This is a genomic window from Oscillospiraceae bacterium (assembly GCA_035380125.1).
In the GTDB taxonomy this organism is placed as follows: Bacteria; Bacillota; Clostridia; order Oscillospirales; family JAKOTC01; genus DAOPZJ01.
Genome location: DAOSWV010000006.1, coordinates 83,361 through 97,586 on the forward strand (window position 1 = coordinate 83,361; position 14,226 = coordinate 97,586).

Consider the following 14,226-nt stretch of genomic DNA (forward strand, 5'->3'; position numbering starts at 1 on the left):
ATTTCTTGAAAAATGACGGGACATTGTGGAGTTACGGCGGAAATGAATATGGGCAATGCGGAAACGGAGAACACGGAGACTTTGATTATTTGACGCAGGACTGCGTGGTTTCGGAACCGTATAAGATGGCTGATAATGTGATTGACGTATATACGATTGATACGACTGTATTTTATCTCACAGAGGATAACAAACTCTATGCATGCGGATTAAATTATAATGATCTCCTGCTGCTGGGCGGAAATGGGCAGATGAATCTGGAAGAATATCCGAAATTTACGGCTACGCCGGTGTTGGTCATGGAAAATGTTCTACAGATGAAATTTAGCAATGAGAGCATGTATGTACTCAAGACCGACAACACGTTATGGACATGGGGAAATGCGGATAAGGGATTTTTGGGCAACGGCGTGTGTTATGAGGGCAATGATTTAGGCGAAACCGATTTTTTAATGCGTGAGATAAACGGGGAGACGCTTTACAGTCAGCCGACTCAGATTATGAGTGGTGTCGAACGGTTATTGACTCAGACATCCGGACTGCACTTTGTGGAAAAGACGGACGGAAGCATTTGGTATTGGGGCTACGGTTCGATTTTTACCGACGGAGACGATGATTGGGACACGGAATTTCAAAGAAAAGATTCTGATGGGAATTATCTTTATTCCGTTTATCAAAAACACTATATTATCCCCACACCGATTGAGTTTTCGGTTGATACGTTTTTTCAAAACGCGCTGGATTATATCGCCGCGCAGGGGATTGATGTTTCGCAATATGAAGCCATAGGGTATACATATGAGTAAGGTCTACTCTTGATAGAAGGCAAGGCGGCGGGATTTTCGGCTTGCACCTTCATAATGAGGTATAATGGTATATGGTCAAAAAATAACTGTTCCGCACCTCTTCGAAAGGACAGCACGAGAATGAAAATTATTTTGGAACAGGCGTTTCACAGTTTGGCACGCCGGAAACTTCTGTCGGCGCTGATCATCGTGATGATGGTGGTCGGCTTGTTTCTGATTATCGGTACGATGGGGTATGCTGAGCACAACGAAGAACGCGTAGATGACTTCTATTCGGCTTATCCGGAGGATGAATACCGGTTTTTCGTAGAAGCGTCTATAAATATCGGAGGATCAACATCGGGATATACCGAAGAGCAGATAGAGGGGCTGCGCAATTATTTCCGAGCAATTAACAGCGCTTCAGAATTTGATTTTTTACACTTTACGAATTACAACCTGCTCCTATATGACGTAAAAACCGGCGACAACTGCCTTGCCGGGTATCAGGATTTTAACGCCGAGCGTGAATATTTATATGTAGAAAGTACGGGGAAATATTTATCCAGAGTTTTGGCGTATTCGATCGATGGACGGGTCTTTGAGCGTTTTAATCTCAAGATCGCTGTCGGGACGGATTTTTCCGACTTCGATCATACCGACTACGACGCAGAGGTGATTCCCGTTGTCTGCGGCTGGGCATGGCACGAGTATTATGAGATCGGCGATATCCTGCACGGGGCATCGTATATGTCTTCTGACTTTTCACGGGATTATCAAATTGTGGGCTTTTTGGAGCCGGGGATTTCAATTCTGCCGCCCGATGCCGACGATCTGGATACTATCTTATCGTTGGATACTTATGTATTGGTTCCCTATCTGGATTACACGGGCATGGCGACACCTACAAACGCGGATGAAAACGATCCGAATTACGATTCACTCTCTAATTTTGAAAAGTATGGCAAAACTTATTATATTATAGAATTACAAAATTTATGCGAAGGGATTGTTTTTACCAGTGAAGCGCCGAATCCTATCGAAAAGTATGTAAAGCAGACTGGATTCGCTTATTTTAATTCCCGTCGTGTGATGATGATCAGCGACAGTTTTAAAGAGAGTGCAGATAATTATTTTAATCTGTTATTGCTTGCGTCGGTGTTGATTTTATCAAGTTCGGCGCTTTGTCTGTCGCTGAATTTGGCGAATAAGCTTATGGCATCATTCAAGACCTATGCCATTCATCTGATCTCGGGCGGAACCGTGTCGAACATCAAGTGGTTCATGGTGTTTGAGGTGCTTGTCATCATGTTTATCTCCAATGTCGCCGCGTTTTTATGCGCTTTGTTTTTCGGCAGCGGAGTATTTACATACAATGAGATGGGCATTTTCGGGGTGCAGGTTTCCCGGATCAGCCCGTTTGCCGCTGCATGCGCCATCGGGGTAAGTGTGGTCGTATCGTTGATCGCATTGATTTTCCCGCTGATTAAGATATCGTTAGTGGAATACGACACGCTGCTGCGCGGAAAGGAATAAAACTAAAAATGTGATTTTTAGTACAAGGAGTTTCATTCTTTTGATGTGAATACAAAAGAATAAAACGTCCCCAAACCCACGAAAGGACATATTTTATGATAAAGAGAAAAGAGAAGGCAATTAAAAAGCCGCGCAAAAAACACGCGAAGCTGCGGATCAAAATCGAAGAGTTCGCACTGGTCGTGATCTTTGCGGCAATCGGTGTGGGCACGATTTTTTTCGGAAGTTATGCGATTGAAAAATATGAGATGAACCAAGCGGAACAGGGGTTGTTCAGTTCCAATGTGTTTGTGTTGGCCGTGAGGGGCGTTGACGAAAATCTCGATTTTACAGAAAAAGCCGACATTACGCAGCAGGTGATGGATTTTATCGAGGCTGAGGGAGACGTGGTCGTTTATCAGCGTTTGATCGGACTCGATATACCTTGGTATGCAGTCGCGTTCAGCGGTCAACTGCCTACATCGCTGCGGGTAACTTATGGGCGGTATTTTGAGGAATCGGATTTCGGAAGCGGAAAATACTGTTGCGTGATCGGAAAGGATTTACTTTCTAATGTCACTCGTCAAGACGGCGTAAATTATTTTAATATAGGAACCGGCCATAATTGGGAAGTCGTGGGATCCATTGGCTATCCGGTAATTAGTGATATTAACAGCACGATTTTGTATAATATGGATTGCTATGGTGCTTATATTAGCCAGACGGAGCCGTTTATCATCGATTTTGTCGGCGAAGGTCGCAAGGAGGAATTGAAAGAAAAATTCAACGCGATCCTTACGGAGGCTGACGTTACGGTCGTCGAGTTGGAGGTGCCGGAATCGGTATTCACGGTATCGGGCTTTTTTAATATGGAACTGCTGAACCTGATTATGTTGATCTTCGCCTGTTTCTGCGTGGTACTCTCGACGGTGCCGCTGACGCTGTTTTGGGCCGAGCGGCGCAGAAAGCGGGTGGCCGTTCAAAGAATGCTCGGATTCTCGGCTTCGTTTACGCTTTGGCGGATGTTCGGAAGGCTGATGATTTTATTTCATCTGGGCTTTTTACTTAGTTACGGGGTGTATTTTATCATTGCCCAATTTGGGTATCTGAATTTAAAATCATTTTTCTCCATGGAGATGCTGGTGGCGTATTTGGGCGCGCTGATATTTAATATTTTGATCGCCATCGTGCCGTTCGTGCAGACCATGCGGGTTGAGCCGGGCGACGCCCTGAGAAGAGAATAGTGTTTATAGGAGGAGAACAAATGGAAAACATTATTGAACTGAACAACGTACATAAGTACTACGGAAAAGGTGACGGGCTGGTCAAGGCACTGAACGGCGCGACGCTTGACATCAAAAAGGGTGAGATGTGTGCCGTGATGGGCAAGTCCGGCTCGGGCAAGTCGACGCTGCTCTACGTCATGGCCGGTTTGAACAAGGTGGACAAAGGGGATTACAGTTTTCAGGGTAAGCCGGTTAACCTGAAAAATCCGAACGCGCTGTCGCGGTTTCGCAAGGAGAACATCGGATTGGTCGTACAGAACTTCGCTTTGATTGAGGATCAGACGGTGTTCTATAATGTCGCACTGCCGCTGAAATACAAGGGTATGGGGCGTAAGAGAATCCAGAAGCGGGTGATGAAAGTACTGGAGATGCTTGAGATCGCCGATAAGGCCAAGAATTACCCCGGTCAGCTCTCGGGCGGGCAGCAGCAGCGAGTATCGATTGCAAGAGCGTTGGTCAAAAAAGCCGAGGTATTGCTTGCCGACGAACCGACCGGCTCCGTTGACGAGGCCACCGAGGATAACATCATGGCGTTGTTCCGCAAGATAAACACCGAGCTCGGCAAGACCATCGTGATCGTGACCCACGACGAAAAGGTGGGTAATCTCTGCGATCGTATTATACGGTTGTCTGATGGGCGGGTTGTGAACACATAACAAGGAAAAGAATCCGGTGGAAAACCGCTTTTATGGATAAGGTTTTAAAATCACCTACAAAACTTGACAAATAAAAGGAAAAAGGTGTAAACTGAAAGCACACAGGACGAGGAAATATAGGCAGAAAAAGTGAATCGCGGATCCGAAAGGGCCGGACTTTGTGTTCCGAAATGAAGCGTGTGATGAAGGAATTTAAAAAGTGAACAAAAGATAACTGAGAAAAGAGGGAAATTAGCATATCATGAAACAGCACCGGATTTCGTTAAAACGGTTTTGAGGAATCGAAACCAAGAACGAATTCATGACAGGAGGGCTGAATATGAAGAAGATATTCGTTTTTATTTTGGCGGGATTATTCTTGCTCGCCGGGTGTTCTGCGGGGACAGGGGAATTGCCCCAGATAATTATCACTATAAGAGGAGGATCGTTTATCGACAACAACGGCGATCTCTATACCTGGGGATATGACCAGCGTAACGTCGGTACCGACACGTATTTCCCCGGGTACTCTCTTGGGCAGGGGACGGAGATTGTCTTTAATAACGTTCCGACAAAAATTTATTCCGATGTCGCCGATGTGGAGCTCGGAAACAGAGCGCTGACAAAGAGCGGAGAGATCATCGAATGGAGCATGGAATATGAAAACGATGACTGCGTACCGCATGTCGTCCGGGAAAATGTCGCTAAATTGGATTTGAATTTGTATTTAACCAAGGACGGCGAACTGTATACGATGTCCTCAGGGGAAAGTATTACAAACAAGGACAGCTGCGAACTGGTGATGACTGACGTTAAAGATTTCATGGTGGGGCACAGCTATTTTGCATTGAAAAACGACGGCAGTGTCTGGACTTTTATGGTTAATAGCATGACCGGAGAGGTTGCGGAACAGCCGCAAAAAGTGATCGATGGGGTCGCACGTATGGTTACGGGTCTGACGGTACCTTCCGGAGTGCTGTTTTTGAAAAAAGACGGTACATTGTGGAGTTACGGCGGTAACGATTACGGTCAGTGCGGCAACGGAGAGCACGGGGATTTGGATAGCCAGACATATGATTGCATCGTTACAGAGCCGTATCATCTTGCGGACAATGTTATCGATATCTGGTCTTCGGCTTCAACTTCGTTTTATCTGACAGAAGACAATAACCTCTATGCCTGCGGGCGGAACTACAATGACCTTCTGCTAACCGGCGGAAACGGGCAGATGCTCTCTTCCGGATATCCCGAATACGTGACGACGCCGACACTGGTGATGTCCGATGTCAAACAGATGGATTACAGTAACGGAGCTATTTTTGTTCTTAAAACCGACAACACGCTTTGGGGTTGGGGATATGCCGATATGGGCACACTCGGCAACGGCATCAGTATTCAGAGCAGTGATTGGGATTGGGAAAGCGGCTCTGAATTAATGATCTTGAAAAACGGACAGCTGAGTCAGCCGGTTAAAATTTTGGACGACGTTGAGAGGCTGTTCACCGAGACCGTCGGACTGCATTTCGCCGAAAAAAAGGACGGCAGCATCTGGTACTGGGGATTCGGCATCCTCTATCGGATGGGAGATACAGTTGAGCCCACCGGGCTGAAAGGCACCGGCGTCATTAAAAGGCAGTTTTATATCATTCCGACACCGATTGAATTTTCAATCGAGGATTTTTATCAGAATTCACTTGATTACGCAGTGGGACAGATGATAACAGAAGAATAAAATATCAGCAGGGAAAGGAAATTTAAAATATCGCGCGGTGAGTGCCGCGCGATATTTTTGTGTAAAAACATGTTTTTAAGTGGGATTTCAAGAGGAAAAGTGAAGAAAATGAGGCGATTTGAAGAAGATTCACGTAAGAATTCGTTAAAGAGGCTCTAAAAACTTGACAGATAAAAGGAAAAAGGTGTAAACTGAAAGCACACAGGACGAGGAAATATAGGCAGAAAAAGTGAATCGCGGATCCGAAAGGGCCGGACTTTGTGTTCCGAAATGAAGCGGACGCGATTTGAGAATTTCAAAAGTGAACGAAAGACAGCGTGTGCAGTCTTGACATTAGAAATCCAAAAAGAGGGAAATCTGCATATCATGGAACAGCACCGGATTTCGTTAAAACGGTTTTGAGGAATCGAAACCAAGAATCATTTCATGACAGGAGGGCTGAATATGAAGAAGATATTCGTTTTTATTTTGGCGGGTGTATTGATGCTCGCCGGGTGTTCCGTTGCCGGACAGACAGACAGGGCGGGGGAATTGCCCCAAGTGTTTATCACTTTGAGTGGGGGATCGTTTATCGACAGCAACGGCGATCTCTATACCTGGGGTTATGACCAGCGCAACGTCGGCACCGGAACGTATTTCCCCGGGTCCTCTCTTGGCCAGGGGACGGAGATTGTATTTAATAACGTTCCGACAAAAATCTATTCCGATGTCGCCTATGTACAGCTCGGAAATAGGGCGCTGACAAAGAGCGGAGAGATCATCGAATGGAGTACAAAATACGAGAACGATGACTGCGTACCGCATGTCGTCCGGGAAAACGTCGCTAAAATGTACCTTACGCTGTATCTGACAAATGACGGAGAACTGTATACGATGCCCGAAGGGGAAAGCAAACTTTCAACCATCGCATACGAGGACTGCGGCGAACTGGTGATGACTGATGTCAAAGATTTTATGGTGGGTCATGGTTATTTTGCATTGAAAAACGACGGCAGTGTCTGGACTTTTATGGTTAATAGCATGACCGGAGAGGTTGCGGAACAGCCGCAAAAAGTGATCGACGGGGTCGCACGTATGGTTACGGGTCTGTCGGTGCCCTCCGGGGTGCTGTTTTTGAAAAATGACGGTACCTTATGGAGTTACGGTGGTAACGAATACGGCCAGTGCGGCAACGGAGAGCACGGGGACTTGGATACCCAGACATATGACTGCGTTGTTACGGAGCCGTACCATCTTGCGGACAATGTTATTGATATCTGGGCTTCGACATCGACCACCTTTTATCTGACCGAGGACCATGAACTCTATGCCTGCGGGCGGAACTACAATGACCTTCTGCTAACCGGCGGAAATGGGCAGATGCTCTCTTCCGGATATCCCGAATACGTGGATACGCCGACACCGGTGATGTCCGACGTCAAACAGATAGATTACGGCGGCAGTGGACTTCTCGTTTTAAAAACAGACAACACGCTGTGGTCGTGGGGGTATGCTGATTTGGGAATCCTGGGCAACGGAGAGAGCTATACCGGCACCGATGTGAGTATAGCGGACATCTACATGCGCCTTAATACAGGCGATGCACAGGTAAGCCAGCCGACCAAAATTATGGATCACATCAAGCGGCTGTTTTCCGGAATGGGGGGACTGCATTTTGCCGAAAAGAAAGACGGAAGCATTTGGTATTGGGGTTACGGTACTCTCTATCAAATCGGAGATACCATTGAACCCATCGGATTGAAAGGCACCGGCGTAATTGAAACATTATACTATATCATTCCCACACCGATCGAGTTTTCCGTTGACACGTTCTATCAGACCGCTTTGGAGTATGCTCAGATACAGACAATAACGGAAGAATAGAATAATCATCCGGGAAAAGAAAATTAAAATATCGCGCGGCGATTTCGCTGCGCATATAGTGAAGCCACTTGAAAATTAAGACGAGAACTAGCGGTAGTGGCTTCACTATATTTTTCTTAAAAAGCGCATACTACCGATGTGTATGATATTTTTCGGAGGTATGCGTTATATGAAATCCGTTTGGGAATCCACCGTGAATCCGCCGCAGTTTGAGCGGCTTTCGGAGAACGTCTCGACCGACGTATTAATCATCGGCGGCGGGATGGCCGGGGTATTGTGCGCCTATGAGCTGCAGCGGCGGGGTATCGAGTATTTGCTGCTTGAGGGCAGAACAATCGGGCGCGGAACAACCCGCGGAACAACCGGTGTTTTAACCGCACAGCATGACGCGCGTTATACCGATTTGACGGCCCGTTTCGGAGCCGATAAGGCAAAAGGATATTTGAATGCCAATCTCGGGGCTGTCAAACGGTTTCGGTCTCTTGCGCGGGAAGTGCCGTGTGATTTTGAAGAAAGACCCTCCTTCCAATATACAACGGTCGATCCGGAACCGCTGAAACGGGAGGCGGAAGCGGTAAATGCATTGGGCTTCCCGGCGCGGTTTGTCATCGAGACGCCGCTGCCGTTTCCGGTTTCGGGTGCGGTTGTCTATCCGGGCATGGCGCAATTTCACCCGCTGAAGTTTTTATACGGGATCGTGCGGGGACTGAACATCCGTGAAAACAGTTTTGTCTACGGTGTGGACGGCATCCGAGGCGGAGAGATAACTGCCTATACGCTGCATGGCGATATCAAGGCAAAACGGGTCGTGATGGCGGCGCATTTTCCGTTTATCGATCGGCGCGGACTCTATTTTATGAAGATGTTTCAGATGCGCTCGTTTGTGATCGCCCTTGAAAACGCACCGGATTTTGACGGGACATATGTGAATGCGGATTCCGATACGGACGACGTTCGAAGCGGTATTTATCTGCGCCATTATCAAGGTCTGCTGTTGGCGGGCGGAGGAGATCACAGAACGGGGAAACAAGGTGGCGGGTTTGAAGCCGTCAGAGCGTTCTGCCGTGCGTATCTGCCCAATGTGAAAGAGAAATATGTCTGGGCGGCACAGGACTGTATGGCGCTGGATGAAGTGCCGTATATCGGGCAATACAGCCCGGCGACGCCGAATTTGTATGTCGCTACCGGTTTTAACGAGTGGGGCATGACTTCTTCGATGATTGCCGCCGATATTTTAGCCGATCTGCTCAGCGGGCGTGAAAATCCGTATGCCGAGGTATTCACACCTCGGCGCAGTATGCTTCGGAAGCAGTTTTTCATCAACCTCGGAGAAACCCTGTGCAACTTTGTCATTCCGAAATCTAACCGCTGTTCACATCTCGGCTGTGCGTTAAAATGGAATCCCTTTGAGCACTCGTGGGACTGCCCCTGTCACGGATCGAGATTCGACGAGCACGGCGGCGTTATCGACAATCCCGCCGCAAAACCCGCGCGTCCGCCCAAAAAAAGTCGGTCTTAACGGGTGGGAGGCAGGTTTGTCGGAGGATAGCAGGTGTTGTTTTCGCAGATGTAATAGGTTGTCTGCCCCTCGATCGCGGGATAAGCCGGATCGGTCGTCAGCCGGAATACCCAGTCGGATGAGATATGCAAAGCGTTGAGATCGCTCGGATTTGCAAGGCGGCAGAACACTTTTTTAACCGGAAGCCGGGAATACAGATAAAACGCATAACCCATCGGATAAGCAGCCGCTTCACCGCCAACGAATCGGTTTTGTTTTTCGGCTCTTTCCGCTGTTTTTTCATCTTCGGTCAGCAGGGAAAGCCGTGACAGGTTATAGGCCATGACCGAATTGCCGGAGGGCATCGCACCGTCCCAGGTCTCCTTTGGACGGGCGAACAATTGCTCATTATGCGTACCGGAGAAGAAAAAACCGCCGTTTTCATCGTCCCAAAACAAAGTCCAGACGCGGTCGGTTAATTCGGCGGCCTGCTTTAAATACCGGTCGTCGAGTGTGGCCTGATGCATCTGTATCAGGGCGAAAATCAAAAAGGCATAATCATCTAGAAAACCGGGGCCGATGCGTTTGCCGCCGGTGCCGCCGGAAAAAAGCATCTCGTTATCAATGAATCTGCGTTCCATAAAATCAATTGTATTTTGTGCGGTTTGGCGGTGGATATCGGATTTGAGGATGCGCGCAGCCATCGCATAGGCGGCGGCGGTCAGTGCATTCCAGCCGGTCAGAATCTTGACATCGGTGTGCGGCGCAGGTCGTTTTCTGCGATATTCATATACACTTTGTATTTTTTCGTCGATTTTATCCGGTTCGAGCGTCGAATTCAACAGGTTCGGAACACTTCCGCCTTCGAAATTATCTTCGGAGGTGATGCCGTAACGGCGGCAGAATTGCGTACCGTCGGTCTCACCTAAAAGCAGTTTTAATTCATGCGGCGTAAAGGTATAATATTTGCCCTCGGTGCCTTCGGAATCGGCGTCCTGAGAAGAATAGAAACCGCCGTCCGGTGCAGCCATCTCGCGTTCCAGCCAGATAAAAATTCGATCGGCGACGGTGCGGTAAAGCGTCTTGCCGGTCTTTTCATATCCGATGAGATAGGCCATTGCCAGCAGGGCGTTGTCATAGAGCATTTTTTCGAAATGAGGGACCAGCCAGTACCGGTCGGTGGAATAACGGCAAAAACCGCCGCCGATGTGGTCGAACATGCCGCCCCGGTACATTGAATCGAGCGTTTTCCCGGCCATTTCAGGCGCTGCGGTGAGTAAAAACAACAGGTTGTGCGCCGAAGGGAATTTCGGGGCCTTGCCGAAGCCGCCGTATGTGGCGTCAAAACTCTCTTCGAATTCGGTCAGCGCTTTTTCGGTCAGGTCTTCGGGTTTCAAAGATTTTTTAGCGGATTGCTGTTCGTTAACCACTTTAGTGATCTGGCGTCCGTTGATCAAAAGGGTGTGCCGGTCGTGCTTCCAGGCCTTTACAACGGCCTCAAGAATTTGAATGAAGGTGTCTTTGGGGTAATAAGTCCCGGCGAAAAAGGGGATTTTGTCATCGCCCATAAAAATACTCATCGGCCAGCCGCCCCCGCCGGTCAGCGCTTGACAGGCACGCATATAGACCCCGTCGACGTCGGGACGCTCCTCGCGGTCGACCTTGATGCTGACAAAGGAATTGTTCAGGTATTCGGCCACCGTTTCGTCCTCGAAACTCTCCCGTGCCATCACATGGCACCAATGACAGGCCGAATAGCCGACAGATAAAAAGATCGGCTTATCTTCGAGCTTGGCTTTTGCAAAAGCCGATTCGCCCCACGGGTACCAATTTACGGGATTGTGGGCATGTTCGAGCAGATAAGGACTGGTCTCGTTGATCAGGAGATTGGTATGCACCATATTTATACACTCCTTTGTTCAATACGGATTCGATACCTCGCTATCGTTTCCGCGCCGCTGAAATTTATCCTCTCAGGGACGGCAAGGTCAGCACAAACGAGACCGAAAAGCTTAATAATATAAGGAAGAAAGCAGCCAGCATGCCGTATTGCAGCAGGGGATTGACGGATCCCTGCGGATAGATCAACTGTAAAACACACCGAACGCCCCAGAGGACCGTAGAGAGCGCCAGCATTACCGCAAGCGAGGGTTTGTGGGGAATGGCGTAGAGAAAAATCAAATTGACGGCGCCGATCAAAACCAGACAGAGTGAGAAAAACACATTGATTGCACGCACAGCCAACACCAATTCGGTGGCTGACGGGACGATATAACCGTACCACTGCCATTTCGACGGCACTGTGAAATGCCAGACACCGAATCCGATCATCATCGTGCTGCCGAACGTCGTCAGAATTTTAATCAACATAAAAACACCTCCTCCGCGTTTGATTTTACCGTCCGGAAACGCGCGCTGTCAAGCGGTTATACGGGTCGAAAGAGCAAAAAGCGGATTTGCATGAGATTTGACATTGATTTTACCTTGTGTTAAAATTTTTGATATGTTTCATCACTTACAAGCGCGCATGCGCAAGCCCTCCAAACAAACTTTATATAAGGCACTTTTTCTGGTAAACTTTACGGGCACCAGTTTTACAAATAATATATCCGGCGCCGCAACATTGTTTATGACCGGCTTTATGCTGCTGTTGGGTGCGCAGGACTCGGATATCGGAACACTGGCCTCAGTGATGACATTGATGAATGTGCTCCAGATATTTTCATACTATGTCTACCGGCGGCTGAAAAGTTATAAATGGGTCAGCGCGGGTCTGACGATTTTACGGTATCTGATCTTTTATTCAAAGTTTTTTATCGCACCGTTTTTATCGGTACCCACGTCGGGGAAGGTCTTATTTGTTATCATCTGCGTCTGCTTTGAAAGCATGTTCAACGCTTTGAAAGGCAACGGCATTTTGTCCTGGAATGATACGTACATCGCCGACAACGCAAAGGGTTCCTACTATTCCATCCGCAATGTTATCGCAAACGTCGTCGGCATCATCTGTTCACTGACCATCGGGCGGTTATTGGATACTTACGGCAAGCAGACTTTTATCTATCTGATCATTGCGGGTGTGATGATTTCAATTTCGGTCATCGAGACCGTCTCATTACTGCTTGTCCCCGATTACCGCAAAGAGGACGAGGTCAAAATCACGCTGAAGCAGCTGCTGACGATCCCCGTTAAGGATAAAAAATATTTGGGGTTTGTCATTTTTTCGATTTGGTGGAACTTTTCGTTGCTGCTCGCAACACCGTATTTCAATGTCTACGCCGTTAAAACCATCGGCGTTTCCTATACCTTTATCGCCGCCGTGGGCAGTGTGACCATGTTTGTAAAAGTGCTGGTGGGCCGGGTGTGGGGAAAATTCGGCGATAAAAAGGGCTGGAAAAACATTCTGACCTTTGCGGGACTCGGGTATGCGCTCACCAACGGGATCTGGATGCTGATGGGTCCGGGAACCGACTATCTGTATGCCGTCAATTTCTTTTTTAACGGCCTTTGTATGATTGGGGTCAACATTGCAATTTTCAACACCAACATCTGTCTCAGCGATCCCGATCACCGATTGATCTATCTCAATTTCACCGCAGCCGTCACCGGATTGTTCTCGTTTTTCGGACCGCGAATCGGTACGGCGGTGGTAAGTGCGTTCCAGAATGTTAATATTTCGATTTTCACGCTCCACCTCTCTTCCTATCAGCTGCTGTTTATGATCTCGGGGATCTTACAAGTCATGGCCGTGTTTTATGCGCGGTATAAAATATTCGGAAGACAAAAATGCGAAATCGGGCCGGACAGGACCAAAAACTGACGGAGGGTTATTATGCTGATTACCGACAAAGAGGCGCTGCAGCGTTATCAAGATCGAAAATGGCAGGGGATTCCCGGTATTGAGCGGACGAAAAAAGGCCGCCTTTTCGCGACGTTTTACAGCGGCGGAGAAGGTGAAGGCGTCGGAAATTTTGCCGTGTTGTTGAAAAGCGAGGACGACGGGCGGAATTGGAGTGATTTAATCGCCGTTTCCGATCCGAAAGAAGATAAACGCGCCTTTGACCCCTGTCTGTTTATCGATCCCAAAGGCCGGCTGTGGTGGTTTTGGGCGGAATCAACAGGCCGGTTGTTTGATGGGAAATGCGGCGTTTGGTGCGTGCGTTGTGACGATCCCGATGCGGATACGCTTGTGTGGACCGTTCCGCGAAGAATTGCCAACGGCATTATGATGAACAAGCCCACCGTTTTGAAAAACGGCGACTGGCTGCTGCCCTGCGCGGTATGGAACGTGGAGGCCTATAAAGACCTGCCGCCGACTGAAGCCGAAAATGAAAAGAAATCAAACGTTTATATCTCCCGCGATGAGGGTGAGAGCTTTTTGCTGTACGGGCAGGCGGATGTGCCGAATCGTGCGTTCGACGAACACATGACGCTGGAACTTGCGAACGGCGATTTATGGATGCTGGTGCGCACGAAATACGGCATCGGGAAGAGCGTTTCCCACGACGGCGGAAAGACCTGGACACCCGGTGAAGACAGCGGACTCGGCGGCCCGGATTCCCGTTTTTTCATCAGGCGGCTGCCGTCGGGACGGATTTTGCTGGTCAATCATTATCAGTTCACGGGCCGCGACCACATGACCGCAATGCTGTCCGAAGACGAGTGTAAAACCTGGAAAGGTTTTTTGCTGCTGGACGAGCGGGATAAAGTCTCTTATCCCGATGCGACTTTCGATAACAACGGCAATATCTACATCATCTATGACCGCGACCGCAGAGGCGCAGGTGAGATTTTAATGGCAAAAGTGACCGAGGAAGATATTCTCGCGGGGCAATTGGTGAATCCGGACAGCAGATTAAAACAAATTGTCAGCAGGCTTTAAGGCCTGCTGACGGTTTTTATCGGGTGATTT

At 48.3% G+C, this 14,226-nt stretch carries 11 protein-coding genes; 9 read left to right on the forward strand and 2 right to left on the reverse strand.

Going from position 1 to position 14,226, the window contains the following annotated elements; translation table 11 throughout:
• Positions 1 to 5 precede the first annotated feature (5 nt).
• The 7 genes from PK629_03395 (at position 6) to PK629_03425 (ending at position 9,335) form a co-directional block, all read left to right on the forward strand.
• Positions 6 to 806, forward strand: coding sequence for a hypothetical protein (locus PK629_03395; GenBank protein HOP10516.1), 801 nt, complete (start codon positions 6 to 8; stop codon positions 804 to 806).
• Positions 807 to 926: 120 nt separating this feature from the next.
• The gene (locus tag PK629_03400) at positions 927 to 2,321 is read left to right on the forward strand and encodes a hypothetical protein (GenBank protein ID HOP10517.1); all 1,395 of its coding nucleotides are present in this window, start codon (positions 927 to 929) and stop codon (positions 2,319 to 2,321) included.
• A gap of 95 nt (positions 2,322 to 2,416) precedes the next feature.
• Entirely contained in the window at positions 2,417 to 3,544 is a 1,128-nt protein-coding gene (locus PK629_03405) for a hypothetical protein (protein ID HOP10518.1), read from the forward strand.
• Positions 3,545 to 3,564: 20 nt separating this feature from the next.
• The gene (locus PK629_03410; protein ID HOP10519.1) at positions 3,565 to 4,242 is read left to right on the forward strand and encodes an ABC transporter ATP-binding protein; all 678 of its coding nucleotides are present in this window, start codon (positions 3,565 to 3,567) and stop codon (positions 4,240 to 4,242) included.
• Positions 4,243 to 4,561: 319 nt separating this feature from the next.
• The gene (locus tag PK629_03415; GenBank protein HOP10520.1) at positions 4,562 to 5,953 is read left to right on the forward strand and encodes a hypothetical protein; all 1,392 of its coding nucleotides are present in this window, start codon (positions 4,562 to 4,564) and stop codon (positions 5,951 to 5,953) included.
• 444 nt (positions 5,954 to 6,397) lie between these two features.
• Positions 6,398 to 7,816, forward strand: a complete 1,419-nt coding sequence (locus PK629_03420) for a hypothetical protein (protein HOP10521.1) — start codon at positions 6,398 to 6,400, stop codon at positions 7,814 to 7,816.
• A 169-nt stretch (positions 7,817 to 7,985) separates the two neighbouring features.
• On the forward strand, positions 7,986 to 9,335 hold the full coding sequence (locus tag PK629_03425; GenBank protein ID HOP10522.1) for an FAD-dependent oxidoreductase: 1,350 nt from the start codon (positions 7,986 to 7,988) through the stop codon (positions 9,333 to 9,335).
• On the opposite strand, the gene PK629_03430 is transcribed toward PK629_03425, so the two are convergent.
• Positions 9,332 to 11,215, reverse strand: a complete 1,884-nt coding sequence (locus PK629_03430) for a thioredoxin domain-containing protein (GenBank protein ID HOP10523.1) — start codon at positions 11,213 to 11,215, stop codon at positions 9,332 to 9,334. The two genes, PK629_03425 and PK629_03430, sit on opposite strands and share 4 nt — an antisense overlap.
• Positions 11,216 to 11,279: 64 nt before the next feature.
• Entirely contained in the window at positions 11,280 to 11,684 is a 405-nt protein-coding gene (locus PK629_03435) for a hypothetical protein (protein HOP10524.1), read from the reverse strand.
• Between the two features lie 157 nt (positions 11,685 to 11,841).
• On the opposite strand from PK629_03435, the gene PK629_03440 reads away from it, so the two are divergent.
• Together PK629_03440 and PK629_03445 are read left to right on the forward strand one after the other, a co-directional pair.
• Positions 11,842 to 13,134 carry an MFS transporter gene (locus PK629_03440; protein ID HOP10525.1) on the forward strand — a complete coding sequence of 431 codons (1,293 nt, stop codon included), beginning with the start codon at positions 11,842 to 11,844 and terminating at the stop codon, positions 13,132 to 13,134.
• Positions 13,135 to 13,146: 12 nt separating this feature from the next.
• Positions 13,147 to 14,196 (forward strand): sialidase family protein, encoded by a 1,050-nt coding sequence (locus PK629_03445; protein HOP10526.1) that lies wholly within the window; start codon positions 13,147 to 13,149, stop codon positions 14,194 to 14,196.
• The last annotated feature ends 30 nt before the right edge of the window (positions 14,197 to 14,226 follow it).